The sequence below is a fragment of the Alcanivorax jadensis T9 genome, from assembly GCF_000756655.1.
GTDB lineage: Bacteria > Pseudomonadota > Gammaproteobacteria > Pseudomonadales > Alcanivoracaceae > Alcanivorax > Alcanivorax jadensis.
In genome coordinates this window covers 431,077-446,925 of the sequence record NZ_ARXU01000002.1, presented here as the reverse complement: position 1 = coordinate 446,925, position 15,849 = coordinate 431,077, and the positions used below count along the sequence as shown (strand labels likewise).

15 protein-coding genes are annotated in these 15,849 nt (G+C 59.6%); 8 read left to right on the top strand and 7 right to left on the bottom strand.

Going from position 1 to position 15,849, the window contains the following annotated elements; translation table 11 throughout:
- Positions 1-34: 34 nt before the first annotated feature.
- Positions 35-1,228 (bottom strand): tyrosine-type recombinase/integrase, encoded by a 1,194-nt coding sequence (locus T9A_RS04510; RefSeq protein ID WP_035245417.1) that lies wholly within the window; start codon positions 1,226-1,228, stop codon positions 35-37.
- A 395-nt stretch (positions 1,229-1,623) separates the two neighbouring features.
- Between T9A_RS04510 and T9A_RS04505 the strand changes: the two genes are divergently transcribed.
- Together T9A_RS04505 and T9A_RS04500 are read left to right on the top strand one after the other, a co-directional pair.
- Complete coding sequence (locus T9A_RS04505) at positions 1,624-3,000, top strand: cytochrome ubiquinol oxidase subunit I (protein ID WP_035245560.1); 1,377 nt, start codon at positions 1,624-1,626, stop codon at positions 2,998-3,000.
- A complete protein-coding gene (locus tag T9A_RS04500; RefSeq protein ID WP_035245414.1) occupies positions 3,000-3,998 on the top strand; it encodes a cytochrome d ubiquinol oxidase subunit II in 999 nt (332 codons plus the stop codon). The genes T9A_RS04505 and T9A_RS04500 overlap by 1 nt, the downstream gene beginning before the upstream one ends.
- A gap of 86 nt (positions 3,999-4,084) precedes the next feature.
- On the opposite strand, the gene T9A_RS04495 is transcribed toward T9A_RS04500, so the two are convergent.
- Positions 4,085-4,906, bottom strand: a complete 822-nt coding sequence (locus tag T9A_RS04495; protein ID WP_035245411.1) for an arylamine N-acetyltransferase family protein — start codon at positions 4,904-4,906, stop codon at positions 4,085-4,087.
- A gap of 223 nt (positions 4,907-5,129) precedes the next feature.
- Between T9A_RS04495 and T9A_RS04490 the strand changes: the two genes are divergently transcribed.
- Together T9A_RS04490 and T9A_RS04485 are read left to right on the top strand one after the other, a co-directional pair.
- A complete protein-coding gene (locus tag T9A_RS04490) occupies positions 5,130-5,657 on the top strand; it encodes a GNAT family N-acetyltransferase (protein WP_035245409.1) in 528 nt (175 codons plus the stop codon).
- Positions 5,658-5,854: 197 nt separating this feature from the next.
- On the top strand, positions 5,855-7,033 hold the full coding sequence (locus T9A_RS04485) for a GGDEF domain-containing protein (RefSeq protein WP_035245406.1): 1,179 nt from the start codon (positions 5,855-5,857) through the stop codon (positions 7,031-7,033).
- Positions 7,034-7,120: 87 nt separating this feature from the next.
- Here the strand turns inward: T9A_RS04485 and T9A_RS04480 are convergent, their stop codons facing one another.
- Positions 7,121-8,014: a haloalkane dehalogenase gene (locus tag T9A_RS04480; protein WP_035245405.1), complete on the bottom strand. Its 894-nt coding sequence runs from the start codon at positions 8,012-8,014 to the stop codon at positions 7,121-7,123.
- Positions 8,015-8,227: 213 nt separating this feature from the next.
- Complete coding sequence (locus tag T9A_RS04475; RefSeq protein WP_035245404.1) at positions 8,228-9,181, bottom strand: aldo/keto reductase; 954 nt, start codon at positions 9,179-9,181, stop codon at positions 8,228-8,230.
- A 222-nt stretch (positions 9,182-9,403) separates the two neighbouring features.
- On the opposite strand from T9A_RS04475, the gene T9A_RS04470 reads away from it, so the two are divergent.
- On the top strand, positions 9,404-10,309 hold the full coding sequence (locus T9A_RS04470) for a recombination-associated protein RdgC (RefSeq protein ID WP_035245402.1): 906 nt from the start codon (positions 9,404-9,406) through the stop codon (positions 10,307-10,309).
- A 180-nt stretch (positions 10,310-10,489) separates the two neighbouring features.
- On the opposite strand, the gene rloA3 is transcribed toward T9A_RS04470, so the two are convergent.
- The gene (gene rloA3 / locus T9A_RS04465) at positions 10,490-11,044 is read right to left on the bottom strand and encodes a retropepsin-like aspartic peptidase RloA3 (RefSeq protein ID WP_035245400.1); all 555 of its coding nucleotides are present in this window, start codon (positions 11,042-11,044) and stop codon (positions 10,490-10,492) included.
- Between the two features lie 70 nt (positions 11,045-11,114).
- The gene (locus tag T9A_RS04460) at positions 11,115-12,608 is read right to left on the bottom strand and encodes a flavin-containing monooxygenase (RefSeq protein WP_035245398.1); all 1,494 of its coding nucleotides are present in this window, start codon (positions 12,606-12,608) and stop codon (positions 11,115-11,117) included.
- 200 nt (positions 12,609-12,808) lie between these two features.
- Between T9A_RS04460 and T9A_RS04455 the strand changes: the two genes are divergently transcribed.
- The 3 genes from T9A_RS04455 to T9A_RS04445 all read left to right on the top strand — a co-directional run bounded on the left by T9A_RS04455 (position 12,809) and on the right by T9A_RS04445 (position 15,252).
- Positions 12,809-13,519 (top strand): esterase/lipase family protein, encoded by a 711-nt coding sequence (locus T9A_RS04455; protein WP_035245559.1) that lies wholly within the window; start codon positions 12,809-12,811, stop codon positions 13,517-13,519.
- On the top strand, positions 13,512-13,727 hold the full coding sequence (locus T9A_RS04450; protein WP_035245397.1) for a DUF1653 domain-containing protein: 216 nt from the start codon (positions 13,512-13,514) through the stop codon (positions 13,725-13,727). The genes T9A_RS04455 and T9A_RS04450 overlap by 8 nt, the downstream gene beginning before the upstream one ends.
- Positions 13,728-13,899: 172 nt before the next feature.
- Entirely contained in the window at positions 13,900-15,252 is a 1,353-nt protein-coding gene (locus T9A_RS04445) for a DEAD/DEAH box helicase (protein ID WP_035245396.1), read from the top strand.
- Positions 15,253-15,368: 116 nt separating this feature from the next.
- Here T9A_RS04445 and T9A_RS04440 read toward each other — a convergent pair whose 3' ends face one another.
- Entirely contained in the window at positions 15,369-15,764 is a 396-nt protein-coding gene (locus tag T9A_RS04440) for an endonuclease domain-containing protein (protein ID WP_035245395.1), read from the bottom strand.
- Positions 15,765-15,849: the final 85 nt, after the last annotated feature.

Here is a 15,849-nt window from a genome sequence, read left to right as displayed (position 1 = left end):
TGGATGCCAGCGTCGGCATGGTTCTTTGTAACGCTTAGCGACGTGTTACCTTGCCGATGACAGTGTTATCCAGATAGTCCGCCCAGGCCTGCAGCATTTCCCGGCGTTTTTCCTGATAGAGCTGACGATCGCTCTGTTCGTCGCCGGTCTGGTTGAGCAACTGTGACTGGATCTGTTCCGCCTGGTAGCCCAGCTCGCCCAGCGCAGTGGCAGCCAGGGTGCGCAGGTTGTCGGTGGAGACCGGTGTCGTGCGGGTCACTTTTTTCAGGGCGCCGGTGAGAGTGCTGGCGCCCAGGTGCTTCTTGCGATCGCGGGTGCCGGGGAAGATATATTCCTGGCGGCCGGTGATCGGTTCCATCTCCCGCAATAGCTCCACCGCCTGGCGGGGCAGGGGCACGGTAATGATCTTGTTGCCGTCCGGGCTGTCCGGATTTTTGCGGCGGATGCGCCATTCGCCGGCATCCAGATCCATGTCCGACCAGCGTGCGTTGACGATCTCGCTGGGTCGGGCCAGCAGCCAGACAGTCAGCTTGAGCGCCGCGGTGGTGGTGGTGCGGCTCCACTGTCCGAGCACGCCACTGGCCAGATTGAAGAGTTGCTCACGGGTGCTGAGCAGGAATTCCGGCTCGGTGCCGGAACCGGTAAGTCGGCGGCGCAGGGCACCGGTCTGCTGGAAGCCGGCCACGCCGGTATCGCGGGCATGGCCGTAGACCCGTTTGGCGATACCCAGTACCCGCTTGCCCTTGTCCAGATGGCCTTCGGCGCCCAGGGCGGCCGCCAAGGATTTCAGATCCTCCGGGGTCACTTCGCTGACCACCCGCTTGCCAATGCTGGAAATCAGGTAGTTTTCCATCTGTCGCTTGGTGCGACGGAACTGTTCTTCCGAGACCTCAAAGCGGTAGACCCGTTCCAGCCAGTCCCGCGCCACCGCCTCGAAGGTTTCCACCGAGGGGCTGAACACTTCGCGTTTTTCGCAACGGGTGAGCGGATCAGTGCCGTCGGCGATCAGCTCCCGGGCTTCGTCACGAAGCTGGCGGGCAAAGGCCAGGGTGACCTCGGGGCAGGGGCCCAAGGTGATGACTTTGCTGCGGCCATCGAACCGATAGCTGAATTTCCAGGTACGGCTGCCATTGGTCTCTACCAGCAGGTAAAGCCCCTTGTCGTCCCGGAGCTTGTAGTCTTTTTTTAGGGTTTCGGCGTTGCGGACATCCGCGGAAGTCAGGGCCATGGCTCGCTGCAGGTCAGGTTATTGTCAGCATCGCGCAAAAACGATGCAGGGATTACAGACAATAAGCTACTCAGCTTTGCCAGTGCGTTCAATTGCTGTGCGGTAACTGCCGTTGAACGAGAGAGGGGTCGTGGTGTTGATGGCATGACGGTTTTACAGCCTTATGGGGCCTGTTCCATCAAATGACGGGGTTCGCGCTATTCTGCTGCGTCTGGGGATAATGCTGGGTTTCAGCGTTTGTTGGCGTATTGTCAGGGGGAACACCGTTCCCCAGGCCGTTATTTAGCAGGCGGTTGACCTAGGGCAATTTGTCACACGCCGCCGTAATACTGATGTGCTAGCCTAGAGAAAATTATGAATCCTGTTCGCAGGCCTGTCATGTGGAGGTTGCGCCCGTGGAGTTCGATCCGTTCTTGCTTGCCCGGCTGCAGTTCGCGGCCAATATCAGTTTCCATATCCTGTTTCCCACCATCACCATCGGCCTGTGCTGGGTGCTGTTCTATTTCCGGTTGCGCTACACCTTTTCTGGTGACAAGGCCTGGGAGTATGCCTACTTCTTCTGGGTAAAGATCTTTGCTCTGAGTTTCGCGCTGGGGGTGGTGTCCGGTATCACCATGAGTTTCCAGTTCGGCACCAACTGGCCCGGGTTTATGGAGCGTGCCGGCAATATCGCCGGGCCGTTGCTGGGGTATGAAGTGCTCACTGCCTTTTTCCTGGAGGCCTCTTTTCTGGGCATTATGCTGTTCGGCAAGGACCGGGTATCCAATCGTACCCACCTGATTGCCACCGCCCTGGTGGCCGTGGGAACTTCGTTCTCTGCATTCTGGATCCTCAGCCTCAATTCCTGGATGCAGACGCCGACAGGCTATCGCATTGAAGACGGCGTGTTCTTCGTGGAAAGCTGGTGGGAAGTCATCTTCAACCCGTCTTTCCCCTATCGCTTCGCTCATATGTTCACGGCGTCGCTGTTGACTGCGGCTTTCCTGATCATGGGTATCAGCGCCTGGCGGGCCATGCGCGGTGTGGATGGCCCGGCCACCTGGAAGGTGATGCGCACCGGTGCGCTGATGGCAGCTGTGCTGGCTCCGTTACAGGTATTTATCGGTGACTTGCACGGGCTCAACACCCTGGAGCACCAGCCCGCCAAAATCGCCGCCATGGAAGGTATCTGGGAAACGGAAAAAGGGGCCCCCCTGACTCTGTTCGGCTTTCCCGATGAGGAAGAAAAGACCACGCACATGGCCATCAAGGTGCCCAACCTGGCCAGCCTGATTCTCACCCACGAGTGGGACGGCGAAGTGCTCGGCCTCAATGAGTTTGAGGGGGAAACCCCACCGGTGGCGCCGGTGTTCTGGGCGTTCCGGGTGATGGTCGGCATTGGCATGCTGATGGTGTTAGTGGGCTGGTGGTCCGCCTGGCGGTTATTCCGCAACCGGGATGAAAGTCGCGAGACACAGACCTGGCTGTTGCGTGCCCTGTCGGTGATGACATTCTCTGGCTGGATCGCGGTGCTGGCGGGTTGGTATGTCACCGAAATCGGCCGTCAGCCCTGGGTGGTGGATGGGCTGCTACGAACCGCCGATGTGGTGGCGGATCACAGTAGTGCCACTGTTGCAGGCACACTGTTCGGCTATGTATTGCTGTACCTGTTCTTGCTGGTGTCCTACATCGCCACCCTGCGTTATATGGCCACCAAGCCGGCACGTTCCCTGACGCTGACGCCTCAGCAACGGGCCATGAACGACGCGGAAACTGCCGAAGGAGAAGCGTGATGGATCTGGGATACTGGCTTCCGTTGTTCTTTGCTGGCGCCATGGGGCTGGCACTGCTTATCTATGTGGTTCTCGATGGCTACGATCTGGGCATCGGCATGTTGCTGCCCTTCGCCAGCGATGACGAAAAGGATGTGATGGTGGCGGCCATCGGGCCGTTCTGGGATGCCAATGAAACCTGGATCGTACTGGGCGTGGGTATCTTGCTGATTGCCTTCCCGCAGGCGCATTCCATCGTGCTCACCTCCTTGTACCTGCCGGTGACACTGATGCTGATGGGGCTGATTCTGCGCGGGGTATCGTTCGATTTCCGGGTCAAGGCCGGCGACAAGCACAAGGCGAAATGGAACCGTCTGTTTGCGTTCGGTTCCCTGGTCGCATCGGTCTGTCAGGGCTGGATGCTGGGCGCCTTTGTCACCGGGCTCACCGGTGATGCCACCAGCACCCTGTTCGCTGCACTGATCGCGGTGGCGTTGCCATCCCTGTACATCATGCTTGGCGCCGCCTGGCTGCTGATCAAGACCGAGGGCGAGTTGTTCAACAAGGCGGTACGCTGGGGACGAATGGCGGTATGGCCTATGGGCGGTTTCCTGCTGCTGATTTCCATCGCTACCCCGCTGGTAAGCAGCGCCATCGCTGACAAATGGTTCACCCTGCCTAACGCCATCGGTCTGATGCCTATTCCGATCACCACAGCGCTGGCCTATGTGGCGCTGGTCTGGATCTTCAACAGTAAACAGATCCTGCACAATGGCTATGGCTGGCTGGCGTTTGTCGCCTTGATGGTAGTGAGCGTGCTGGCGAGTATCGGACTGGCCTACAGCCTGTTCCCTGATATCGTGTTGGGGCAGATTTCCATTTGGGAAGCAGCGTCGGCCACGGAGTCCCTGCTGTTTACTTTTTGGGGTGCCATCATCGCCTTGCCGATGATTCTGGGCTACACGATCTTTATCTATCGGGTGTTCCGGGGCAAAGCGACTCATCTGAGTTACGAGTAGCGATTCGCCTTGCGAGCAAGGCTCCAACAGCGGTGAGTTATGCGTTGGAGCCTTGTTCACAAGGCAAAGATTTTTACACTGTTCCATTATCGGAATAGTGATTTTTCTTTAAGTACTTTCTCCAGACTGTTTCTCTCTATCTTTGCCATATTGATGGCAAATACCCCTTCCAGTAATTCCCATAACTCAGCTGCCGAACCCAGCGTCTGCTTTTCACTGCTGCCATCCGGAAAGCGAACCGTATAAAGATCGTTCAGCAGTGTGTGGCGGCGGTCTTCGCCAGTGCGCACCGCAATCAGATTGTTCACGAATTTGGATTGTGGGTGGCAGGCCACATACCAGTTGGCCATCTCGAAATCCACGGCACCCTGTTGCATCAGGTCGAAACGATAAAGCAATCGCCACTGTTCCCCGAGCTGTACCCACAGGCTGTAATGATCCTGATGCGCCTCCACCCGGAAAGGCTCCAGCGGTGTGCTTTGTGGATGACGGGCATGGAGCTTCAACGGGGCAGTCGGAGTCATGCCGCCGAACCCCACATCGCTGAGATACTCTTCGCCGTCAATCGTCACCAGTAGCAGCATATGCGAGCGCGGCGGCCAGGCATCGTCGGGCTGGTTCCAGTAGACCCGCCCGGTAATACCACGTGCCTGAAATCCCAGCCCAGTCAGGATTTCCAGAAACAGCAGGTTATTCTCGAAACAGTATCCGCCTCGCCGCTGAACAACCAGCTTGTCCATCAGGACCTGGCTGTCCAGTGGCACAGGGAGCCCCAGCAGCGGGTTCAGGTTCTCGAAGGCGATGGCCTGCAGGTGTAAGCGTTGCAGGGCCTTGAGGGTATTCAGGGTAGGCGTCTTGTCTCCCTGGTAGCCGATTCGCTGCAGGTAGGCATCAATATCCAGCGCCATGGTATGGGTCCCTGTCGGAAAAAGGAGAGTCAAGCATAAAACCTCAACTCAGGTTGATGTAAAGAGTGAAATTCGCTATTTAATTAACCATATCGACCTTTGTGTCGAATGAATGAAAACGATAAACCGATGGCAGTTACCAACATGGATGCTGGCTACTCTTGTGGGAGGCGTATAGATATTTCTATACAGGGGGCAGGCAGGGAGGCAGTGGCGTAACGTTATGAAAGTCTCAGTGGCAACGGACAGGCTCACCTTTACGCCGCTCACCGACGCGAGCCTGCCGGTGTTGCATGACTGGCTGGGTCGCGAGCATGTCAGCCGCTGGTGGGGGCCGCAGCGCAGTCTTGAAGAGGTGATTCGCGATTACCATCCGGCCCAGCGCTGCTTTGGTGGCGCCATGTTTTTCTTTATCCGTCTGGATGACGAGCCGCTGGGGTTCATTCAGCGTTATGCGCCCATCGAGCATCACCATGAAGGCTGGTGGCTGGAAATTGATGACCCGGGCGTGCGTGGGGTGGATGTGTTTCTCGCCAGCGAGAGCCACCTGGATCATGGCCTGGGCTGCTCGGCGGTGAGTGCCTTTGTGGATCGGCTGTTTGATGATCCCCAGGTAACTGAAGTCATTGCCGATCCGGCGCCAGATAACCTTCGCGCCATCCACTGTTTTCGCAATGCCGGTTTTGTTGCCCGCCAGGTGGTGAAGACACCGGACGGGCCGGCCCTGCTGATGACCCGTACTCGCCCCTGATTGCAGAGCCCCACCTGGTGCCGATGCAATCACACTCTATGATGAGGCTTGCCTGCGTTCCGGTCTGCACCAGAACAGTGAAAATGCCGTGCAGTATTTCCGACCACTGGTGGCAGCCGGGGCACCAGCGTTGATCAGATTTCACTCAGCGGGATCGGCCCTGTGACATAATTCCGGTATGAATGAGAACTCATGCCATGCCAGCGGTTGACCGCAATCCGCTGCCCATCACCGATCTGCTCGACTGGAGCGATCGGGACAAGAGCCTGTTGCTGTCGGTGCTCACCGGCCTGCTGATGCTAGGGTTTCTCGGTTGGCTGCTGTTCACGGTGAACTACACCCGTTTCGGTGAGCAATTCCTGTCTGTGGAAGGGGCCGGGCTAGCCCGGGATATTTTCCTTTTCAACGTGATCGGCTGGTTGTTGCTGAGCTGTTGGGGAATGGCCCTGCACAAGACCAAGCGTCACTCGGTGGCCTACCCCAATGTGTGCATCCATTTCTTCGGTTTTTCCTTTCTCGGCATTGGTTATGTAATGGGGTTGTATAACCCGATCGTGGGCCTGGTGCTGGTGGGCTCGCCGCTCACCGGCTTTATTCTTTTTGATTTCAAGCGGGTCACCTGCAGCCTGGTGATTCACACCGTGATGGTACTGGCCATCTATGCGCTGATCGTGCAGGGAAAATTACAGTACGCCCCTATGCTCAAGGCGGACCCAGTGACCAAGGATCTGGTCTCCGTGTACTGGGTCAACAGCATGATCGCCTTTGCCACGCCGTTTCTGGCCATGGTGTTCGGCTTCACCTATGTGTTGCTGCGGCGCTGGCAGATTCGTGAAAAGCAGATCCGGGCCCTGGCGGTGACCGACCCGCTCACTGGCCTCGACAACCGTCGCGCCCTGTTCGACCAGTTCAGCTACGAGCTGGCCCGTAGTCGCCGTAGCGGCAACCCGGTGTCGGTCTGCGTCATGGATCTGGATCATTTCAAGCAAATCAACGATCGCTACGGACACGCCATAGGCGACAAGGTGCTATTGATGGTGGCCAGGGTGTTGCGGGACTGCTTGCGGGAAACCGATCGTATTGGTCGCATCGGAGGCGAGGAATTCATGCTGCTGATGCCGGAAACGGATCAGCAGGGTGCGGAGAAGGTCATCGAACGCTGCCGACAGCGACTGAACGACACACCGGTGGAAGTGGAAGGGCAGGCGCCGTTCCATATCAGCGCCAGCTTCGGCGTCACCTGTTCCGGTACCGGCGACACCCTGGGTGAGGAACAGCTCTTCTCCCGGGCGGATCAGGCCCTCTATCTGGCCAAGGAAGCGGGCCGCAACCGGATGGCATTCTGGTCGTTGTCCCAGGAAGCGGTTCCCGCCTGAGGGATAGCGGTCAGAATTCGTTGGAGCCTTGCTTGCAAGGCGAAGAGTTATCTGGTCGCTTCGCCTTGCAAGCAAGCCTCCAACAAGCTACGACTCCAGCCCGGCAATCAACGCATTCACGGCCCGGGCAAACTGCACCGGCGAATCTTCCTGAAGAAAGTGGCCACCTACCAGGGTCTGGTGGGGCTGCCCCTTGGCGCCGGGAATGCGTTCCTGCATGTACTTGTCGCCGCCCCGGGTGATCGGGTCGCCATTGCTGAACGTGGTCAGGAACGGTTTGTCCCATTGCTCCAGTACCTTCCAGGCCTGGCGGTTGGCATCGCTGGCCGGGTCATCCGGGGTGACTGGCACCAGCTTTGGGAAAGCCCGGGCGCCGGCCTTGTACTTCTTGCTCGGGAAGGGCGCATCGTAGGCCCGTCGCTCATCCGGCCCCAGCTTCTTGAAGGTGCCACTGCCGATGATGCGGGCGATGGGGAATACCGGGCTGTAGAGCGCGAAATTCTTCCACAATTGAAACGCCTTCGGCACTTTCAGATCGCCGGTGGGTAGCATGCCGTTACCCACCACGATGGCCCGGAAGCGCTCCGGGTTTTCCGCCGCCAGGCGCAGGCCCAGTAGCGAGCCCCAGTCCTGGCAGACCAGGGTAATGTCACGCAGGTCCAGCTGTTCCAGCCAGGATTGCATCCAGACCATGTGGCTCTGGTAGCTGTAGGCGTTGATGTCGGTGGGCTTGTCGGATTTGCCGAAACCGATCAGGTCCGGCGCCACCACCCGGTGGCCGGCAGCGGCGCAGATCGGAATCATGTGCCGGTACAGGTACGACCAGGACGGCTCGCCATGCATCATCAGCACCGGCTTGGCATCCGCCGGGCCTTCGTCCAGATAATGCATGCGCAGGCCACCCACGTCCGTGTAGTTGGGCTCGAAAGGGTAGTCCAGCAGTCGTTCGAAACGCGAATCCGGGGTGCGCAGAAAATCCATGGGGCATCCTGATGAAAATGAAGTCCCAAGGATGGCCGTTCCCGACCGCTGATGACCATGTCTTCCCGGGCCAAAGGGCGTGAAGGAATGAGAAGGGGCGGCGTTTGCGTAGGGTGCACTGAGCCTAAGGCGAACTGCACCATGTCCACGGTGGTTACGGTGCAGTTCGCCTTAGGCTCAGTGGCACCCTACGGTTTTGCCAGGGTTGGGAGTTTACTCGTCCCAGAGACCTTCCAGGCTGTAATCACTGCCCGGCTGTGCCCAGAAGCCGCCGTCGACATAGCGGCGGTGGCGATCCAGCTCGGCGATGGCGTTCATGTCGTCCTCGCTGAGAGTCAGATCCGCGGCGGCCAGGTTCTGTTGCAGCCGTTGTGGATTCACCGATTTCGGGATCACCGCGGTGCCGCGCTGCAGGGCCCAGGCGATCAGCACCTGTGCCGGGCTGGCGCTGTGGTTGTCGGCGATGTCATGAATGATCGGGTCTTCCAGCAGCACCGGTTCGTCCACGGCCTTGAGGCCGTCCGGGCGATCGGAGGAGCCCAGCGGTGAGTAGGCAGTCAGGTGGATGCCCTGTTGCTGGCAGAAGCGCAGCATGACGGTCTGCTGTAGATAGGGGTGCAACTCGATCTGGTTCATGGCCGGTTTCAACCGCGCCTTGCCGACCAGGTCTTCCAGCTTTTTCACGCTGAAATTGGAGACACCGATCTGCCGGGTCAGGTTGTTATCCATCAGCGCTTCCATCGCTGCCCAGGTGGTCGCCACGGGAAGGTCGTTCAAGGACACCATGTCATCGCCGGTCTGGGGAAAGGGCACACCTTTCTTCAGGGCCACCGGCCAGTGCATCAGATACAGGTCGAGATAATCCAGCTTCAGATTGTTCAGGGTGGTTTCCAGGGCCGGCTGCACATCCTCCGGCGCATGGTCGCTGTTCCACAGCTTGGAGGTGATCCACAGGTCCTCGCGCTGCACTGTGCCGGCGGCGAACACATCCTGCAGTGCCTGGCCGATTTCGTCCTCGTTGCCGTAAATATGGGCACAATCGATGTGCCGGTAACCCATCTCGATGGCCGCCTTCACGGCCTCGTAGACCTCGCCGGGCTGGGATTTCCAGGTACCCAGGCCCAGTTGCGGCATGGTGTCGCCGTTGGGGAATGTCAGTGTTTTCATCACCTGCTCCTGTAGATGCTGTGTGATAGTCCCGGTCGCTTTTGGCAGCCGGAAATAGCCTAATGACAGTGACCCTTAACAGGCGCCGCAGTTCCTGCCGGATTCTTGTCCGATTCTCCGGAATGAGCGCTTGAGCCGATTCGGCCATTTCGCTACTGTGGCCAGCCTTTCTTTTCTGTCCGGCGGCGCCTTTTCTCGTCGCCCCCTGCTTGGAACCTGTTTATGTGGATCAAGAATCTGGTTGTGTTTGTGGGCGAAGAGGCCTTTCCTTCCTCCGTGGCCGAGCTCGATGAAACCCTGGACCAGAACCGCTGCCAGCCCTGTGGCTCCCAGACCCTGCGCACTGAAGGTTTTGTGCCGCCCCTGAAAGGGCAGGACCCCATGGTCTATGCGGTGGACGGCTTTATCTACTGCACCTACCAGGAAACCTCGCGCCTGCTGCCCGGGCCGGTGATCAAGGAGCTGCTCGACGAGAAAGTGGAGCACATCCAGGACGAGGAAGGCCGCAAGGTGGGTCGCAAGGAAAAGGCGGATCTGAAAGAGCAGATCACCTTCGAGCTGATGCCCCGCGCCTTCACTCGCTCCCGCCGTACTTCTTTGCTGATCGATACTGAGCGCAAGCGGGTGATGGTGGATGCCTCGTCCGCCAGCCGTGCCGAAGAAGTGGTGGCTTGTCTGCGCAAGGCCATCGGCACCCTGCCGGTAGCGTATCCGGCCCCCAACTCCGCCCCCTACACCAGCTTCAGCAACTGGCTGAAAGACACCAAGCTGTTGCCGGAAGGCTTCACCCTGGGTGATCGTTGCGAGCTGAAAGGCACCAAGGACGAAGGCGCCGCCGTGAAATTCACCGCCGTGGACCTGGGCCAGGAAGAAATCCTCGCCCACCTGGAAACCGGCATGGTGGCCACCCGCATCAACCTGGCCTGGCAGGATTCCCTGGAGCTGGATATCAACGACAAGCTGGAGATCAAGCGCATCAAGGCGCTGGATCTTCTACAGGAAAATATCGACGCCATGGATGCGGACGATGCGGTGGCAGAACTGCAGGCGCGCATCAGCCTGCAGGGCAATGTACTGCGCGAAGCGCTGGATGGGTTGTTCGGGTATTTCGAGGTGAACCCGGCGTAACCGGAAAGCGGCTCAACTTTCCCCTGTAGGAGCGCCGCTTGAGGCGGGAACGTACTTGCGAAAGCCTTCCTCGCTTCGCTCGGTTCGCGCCTCAAGCGGCGTTATTCGCTGCGCTCACCCTTCGGGCCAGCCTGCGGCTGTTACCTTCGCGAGCTCGGTTCCTACAAGAGGAGGGTGACATCAGTCATCAATGTCCTTGTCGTCTTCCTGGTCCTTGTCCAGTTTGACGATGGACCCTTCATCACAGTCCGGGGAATGGGTGAAGGTCCGAGTCACATCCAGATAGCCCAGATGCGACAGGGTGCGGCGACCCAGCAGTACCGGGTAGATCATGTCCGAGCGGTCGTTCAGGGTGAATTGCTCTTCATAGACGGTGTTGCCCATGCACAGATTCATCAACACCACCGGGCGACGATCAATGCCACCGGCACCGCGGATCAGCACCTTGCGGTAACGGGGCTTCTCGAAGGTTTTTTGCATTTTTTTACCGCTCGCTTCATCGCGCACATCCACGGTAAAGCGCACCCAGTCATCGCCCTCTTTTTCAAACACTTCCACATCCGTGGCATGCATTGACGAGGTCAGGGCGCCGCTGTCCAGCTTCGCCTTCAGTTCCACCCCCCAGGGTTCCAGCGTGGTCTTTTCCACCCAGCCGAATACCGGGCGATCGGCGGCGAAAGTCTGGCCGGCTAGCAGTAGCAGGGCGGGGAGCAGGGCAAGTGTCAGGCGAGGCATGGCATCTCCTTGATGATTCGGGTCTTCGTTAGGACAGGATGCCTGCCGCCGGGTTCCCCGGGTGTCCCGATCAGACCGATTCGGGCTCAAACAGATACTTGTCCGGCTCGAACTTGCGGGTGCGCATCCAGTACTGGAACGTGAAGCTTGGCCACAGGGTACGGTTCTTGCCGAATTCGTCCAGGTACCAGCTCTCACAGCCACCGGAAGACCATACCGCATCATCCAGTTGCGCCTGCAGGCGCCGGTTGAATCCTGCCTGCACCTCCGGCTTCACGTCCAAAGAGCCGCCGCCCTCACCAAGCAGTTTTTTCACCGCCTGCATCACGTAGTTCACCTGTGCCTCGATCATGAACACGATGGAGGTATGCCCCAGCCCGGTATTGGGCCCCAGCAGCATGAAGAAATTGGGGAAGCCGCTTACCGAGACGCCCAGGTAGGCTTCCATGCCGGTCTCGTCCCAGGTGTCGCGGATTTCCTCGCCGCCCTTGCCGATGATCTGCATCGGGCCGATAGGGTCGGAGACCTTGAAGCCGGTGCCGTAGATAATGCAGTCCACCTCGCGTTCCACGCCCTGGCCATCGACAATGCTGTGGGCTTTCACTTCCTTGATGCCATCGGTGAGCACCGCCACATTGTCGCGATTCAGTGATGGGTAGTATTCATCGGACATGAGAATGCGCTTGCAGCCGATGGTGTAGTCCGGGGTGACTTTCTTGCGCAGCTCCGGGTCCTTGATGTTGCGGCGGATAAAGTGGCGGCCATACAGCTCGGCCAGCTTCATGGCCCGTGGATCCACCGCCAGACCCAGCACCCGGCTTTCCATCCACCAGTAGATGCCGCCCCGGAACAATTTCTGCGTCACCGGTAGGGTCTTGAACAGCAGCTTTTCAATTTTGGTCATGCGCCGGTCCGGCTTGCTCAGCACCCAGGGCGGGGTGCGCTGGTAAAGATCCAGCTGCTCGACCTCTGGGGCAATGCGCGGCACAAACTGGATGGCACTGGCGCCAGTGCCCACGGCAGCCACACGTTTGCCGGTGAGATCGTAATCATGGTTCCAGCGGGCGGAGTGAAAGGCCTCGCCCTGAAAGTTCTCTACCCCTGGCAGTTTCGGGTAGGCGGGGATGCTCAGCGCGCCGATGCCGGAAACGAAAATCCGGGTGGTCAGCTCGGTGCCGTCATGGGTGGTCACATGCCAGATCTGTTTCTGCTCGTCGTAGACCGCCCGCTCCACCTCGCAATTGAAACGCATGTGTGGGGTGACGCCGAACTTGTCGGCGCAGCGTTTCAGGTAATCCCAGATTTCCTGCTGCGGCGCGAACATGCGCGACCAGCGCGGGTTGGGGGCAAAGGAATAGGAATACAGATGGGAGGGCACATCGCAGGCGCAGCCCGGGTAGATATTGTCCCGCCAGGTGCCGCCGATATCGCCGGCTTTTTCCAGCACCACGAAATCATCGTAGCCGGCTTCCTTCAGCTGGATCGCCATACACAGTCCGGAGAACCCGGCGCCCACCACAATTACCTGATGATCGGCACGAGCCGCATTGTTGTTTTTGCTCATTGTGCACCTCCCTGGTTATCACCATCATGGCGTAAGGACTCCGACCCGGCCACCGCTGTTGCGCATTGCCAGCACACCGTTACCGACGATAAACAAAGCGGATGCGCCATGACCCGGGCGCGCCCTCTGACCGCGTCATGACCAAGGTGGTCACCGCCACGCCGGTTACGATGGGGGCAGAGAAACATGAGGAATTTGCGATGACAGACAAGCCATCCGCGCCCTCCCTGGGGCTGTTGCTGGGAGAGAGCCGGGCCATGCTGGCCTACGGACGTTACCTGCTGCGGGGCCTGGGCCACCGTCAGCTCCCCGCCGGTCGTGGTCAGCCGGTGCTGGTGCTGCCCGGTTTCGGTGCCAGCGATGTGAGCACCCGGCCCCTGCGACGGGCGCTGACCCGGCTGGGCTACAGCGTCTACGGCTGGGCCCAGGGCACCAACCTGGGCATGAACAGCAAGCGCAAGGCCATGCTGGTGAGCCAGCTACAGGCCATTCACACCCGTCATGGTCAGCCCGTGGCGCTGATCGGCTGGAGCCTGGGCGGGGTGTTTGCCCGCGAACTGGCGCGGGCCTACCCGGAGCGGGTCAGCCAGGTCTTCACCCTGGGCAGCCCCATCAATGGCGACCCGGAAGCCAACAACGTCACCTCCCTGTTCAACCTCTTTAACCCCAAGCGGCCACCACCGGACCGGGAAGCCTTCGAGGCCCGTATCCCGGCGCCGCCGGTGCCCTGTACCGCCATTTTCACCAAACAGGACGGCATCGTGTCCTGGCAATGCAGTCAGGAAGAAGAGGGGCCGCTTACCGATAATGTGGAAGTGCAGGGCACCCATGTGGGCCTGCCCTGGAATCCCCAGGTGCTGGCGGCCATTGCCGAGCGCCTGGCCCGCTGCCCGGAGACCGGCAATGAGTGATCTGCAACCGGGCCGCTACCGGCACTTCAAGGGCAACGAGTACCAGGTCATCGGCACCGCCACCCACTCGGAAACCGGCGACACCCTGGTGGTCTATCGCCCGCTCTACGGCGACCAGGCCCTGTGGGTGCGCCCCCTGGCCATGTTCACCGAAACCGTGGAACGCGACGGCAAGGTCCAGCCGCGCTTCGCCCGGGTGGGCGATTAGCCCTCCCCGTCCCCGTTGGAGCTATGCTTGCATGGCGAATGGCTGTCAGGTTCACAATGCGTTTGCAGGAAACAGAACCTTTCTCGCCATGTGAGCATAGCTCCTATCGCAATAAGGCAGTCATTCGCCAAGATAGTCGTTACAATGGCCCCTCGATAGCGGAGCCCATTGCATGACCACTTTTGCCGACCTCAATTTGCACGAGCGCCTGACCAGGGCACTCGGCGAACTGGAAATCACCACCCCCACGCCTGTCCAGGCCTCAGCCATCCCCGAGGCCCTGGCCGGCCACGACCTGCGTGTGGTCGCCCGCACCGGTAGCGGCAAGACCGCCGCCTTCATGCTGCCCATGCTGCACCAGCTGCTGCAGCACTCCCGGCCGCGCACCGACACCCGCGCCCTGATTCTGCTGCCCACCCGCGAGCTGGCCCAGCAGACCCTCAAGCAGGTCGAGGCGCTGGGGCGCTATACCTTTATCAAGGCGGAGCTGGTCACCGGTGGTGAAGACTTCAAGGTGCAGGCCGCCAAGATGCGCAAGAACCCGGAAATCCTCATCGGCACCCCGGGGCGTCTGATCGAGCATCTGGAAGCCGGCAACCTGCGCCTGCAGGATCTGGAAATGCTGGTGCTGGACGAATCCGACCGCATGCTGGACATGGGCTTCAGCGACGACGTACTGCGCCTGGCCGCAGAATGCCGCGCCGAGCGTCAGACCCTGCTGTTCTCCGCCACCAGCGGTGGCAACGCCATGGAGAAAATGGTCGCCTCCACCCTGCGCGAGCCCAAGTCCCTGATGCTGGACTCCGTGCGTGACCTGAACGAATCCGTGGTCCAGCAGGTGATCACCGCCGACGACGTGAAACACAAGGAACGTCTGGTGCAGTGGCTGCTGGCCAACGAGACCTACGACAAGGCCGTGGTGTTCACCAACACCCGCGAGCAGGCCGACCGCATGGGCGGCGTGCTGGTGGCCTCCAACCTGAAAGTGTTCGTCCTGCACGGCGAGAAAGACCAGAAAGACCGCAAACTGGCCATGGATCGCCTCAAGGCTGGCGCCGTGAAAGTGCTGGTCGCCACCGACGTGGCCGCCCGGGGCATCCACGTGGACGGCCTGGACCTGGTAATCAACTTCGACATGCCCCGCAGTGGCGACGAATATGTCCACCGCATCGGCCGCACCGGCCGGGTGGGCGGCGCCGGCACCGCCATCTCCCTGATCGCCGCCCACGAATGGAACCTGATGGCCGGCATCCAGCGCTACCTGCGCCAGAACTTCGAATACCGCCTGATCGAAGCCCTGAAAGGCAACTTCCTTGGCCCGAAAAACCTCAAGTCCAACGGCAAGGCTGCGGGCAGCAAAAAGAAAAAAATGAAGAAAAAGGAAGACGCCAAGAAGGGCAAAAAGCCGGCCAGGAAAAAACCGGTGGCGAAGAAGAATTCGCGTACCAACAAGCCGGCGGTGCCGGATACCAATAGCGGCTTTGCGACCGTGAAGAAGCGGAAGAACCCTGGGTCGATTGATTGAAGGGTTACAAGTTTAAAGTTTAAAGTTGCAACGCGGGCAATAGGGTAGGTAAACGAAAACGTTTTGCCCGCGATTATCGGTAAAGATTCATTCTGAATAGCAACGAAGTGGGTGAGTTAATCGTTTCCTTTAGGGCCTTCCTGGAGGGTCCCCTCTCCCTTGAGGGGAGAGGGACAGGGAGAGGGTGAGACGGCCTTGAAGATTTCTTCCAGAACCGCATCAGTATTCTGCAGGATGTCATTGTTCCAGAATCGCATCACGCGATAGCCTTCCGCGTTTAGCCAGTCATCACGTTCCTGATCCGCCGCATTATCATTGTGCTGACCTCCGTCAGCCTCAATCACTAGCCTCGCCCCGAGGTGGACGAAGTCAACGATATAAGGGCCTATCGGCTGCTGGCGACGGAATTTCTGTCCATTTAGCCGATGGGCTCGCAAGTGTTTCCATAGCAAGCGTTCGGCGTCTGTCATGCGGGTTCGCAAATCCTTTGCGAAGCGGTGACGGTAGTCCATTACTTTGCCTTTTGTGCTTCCTGCACGTTGTAGCTTCACCCTCTCCCTGTCCCTCTCCCCTCAAGGGAGAGGGGACCTAATAGAG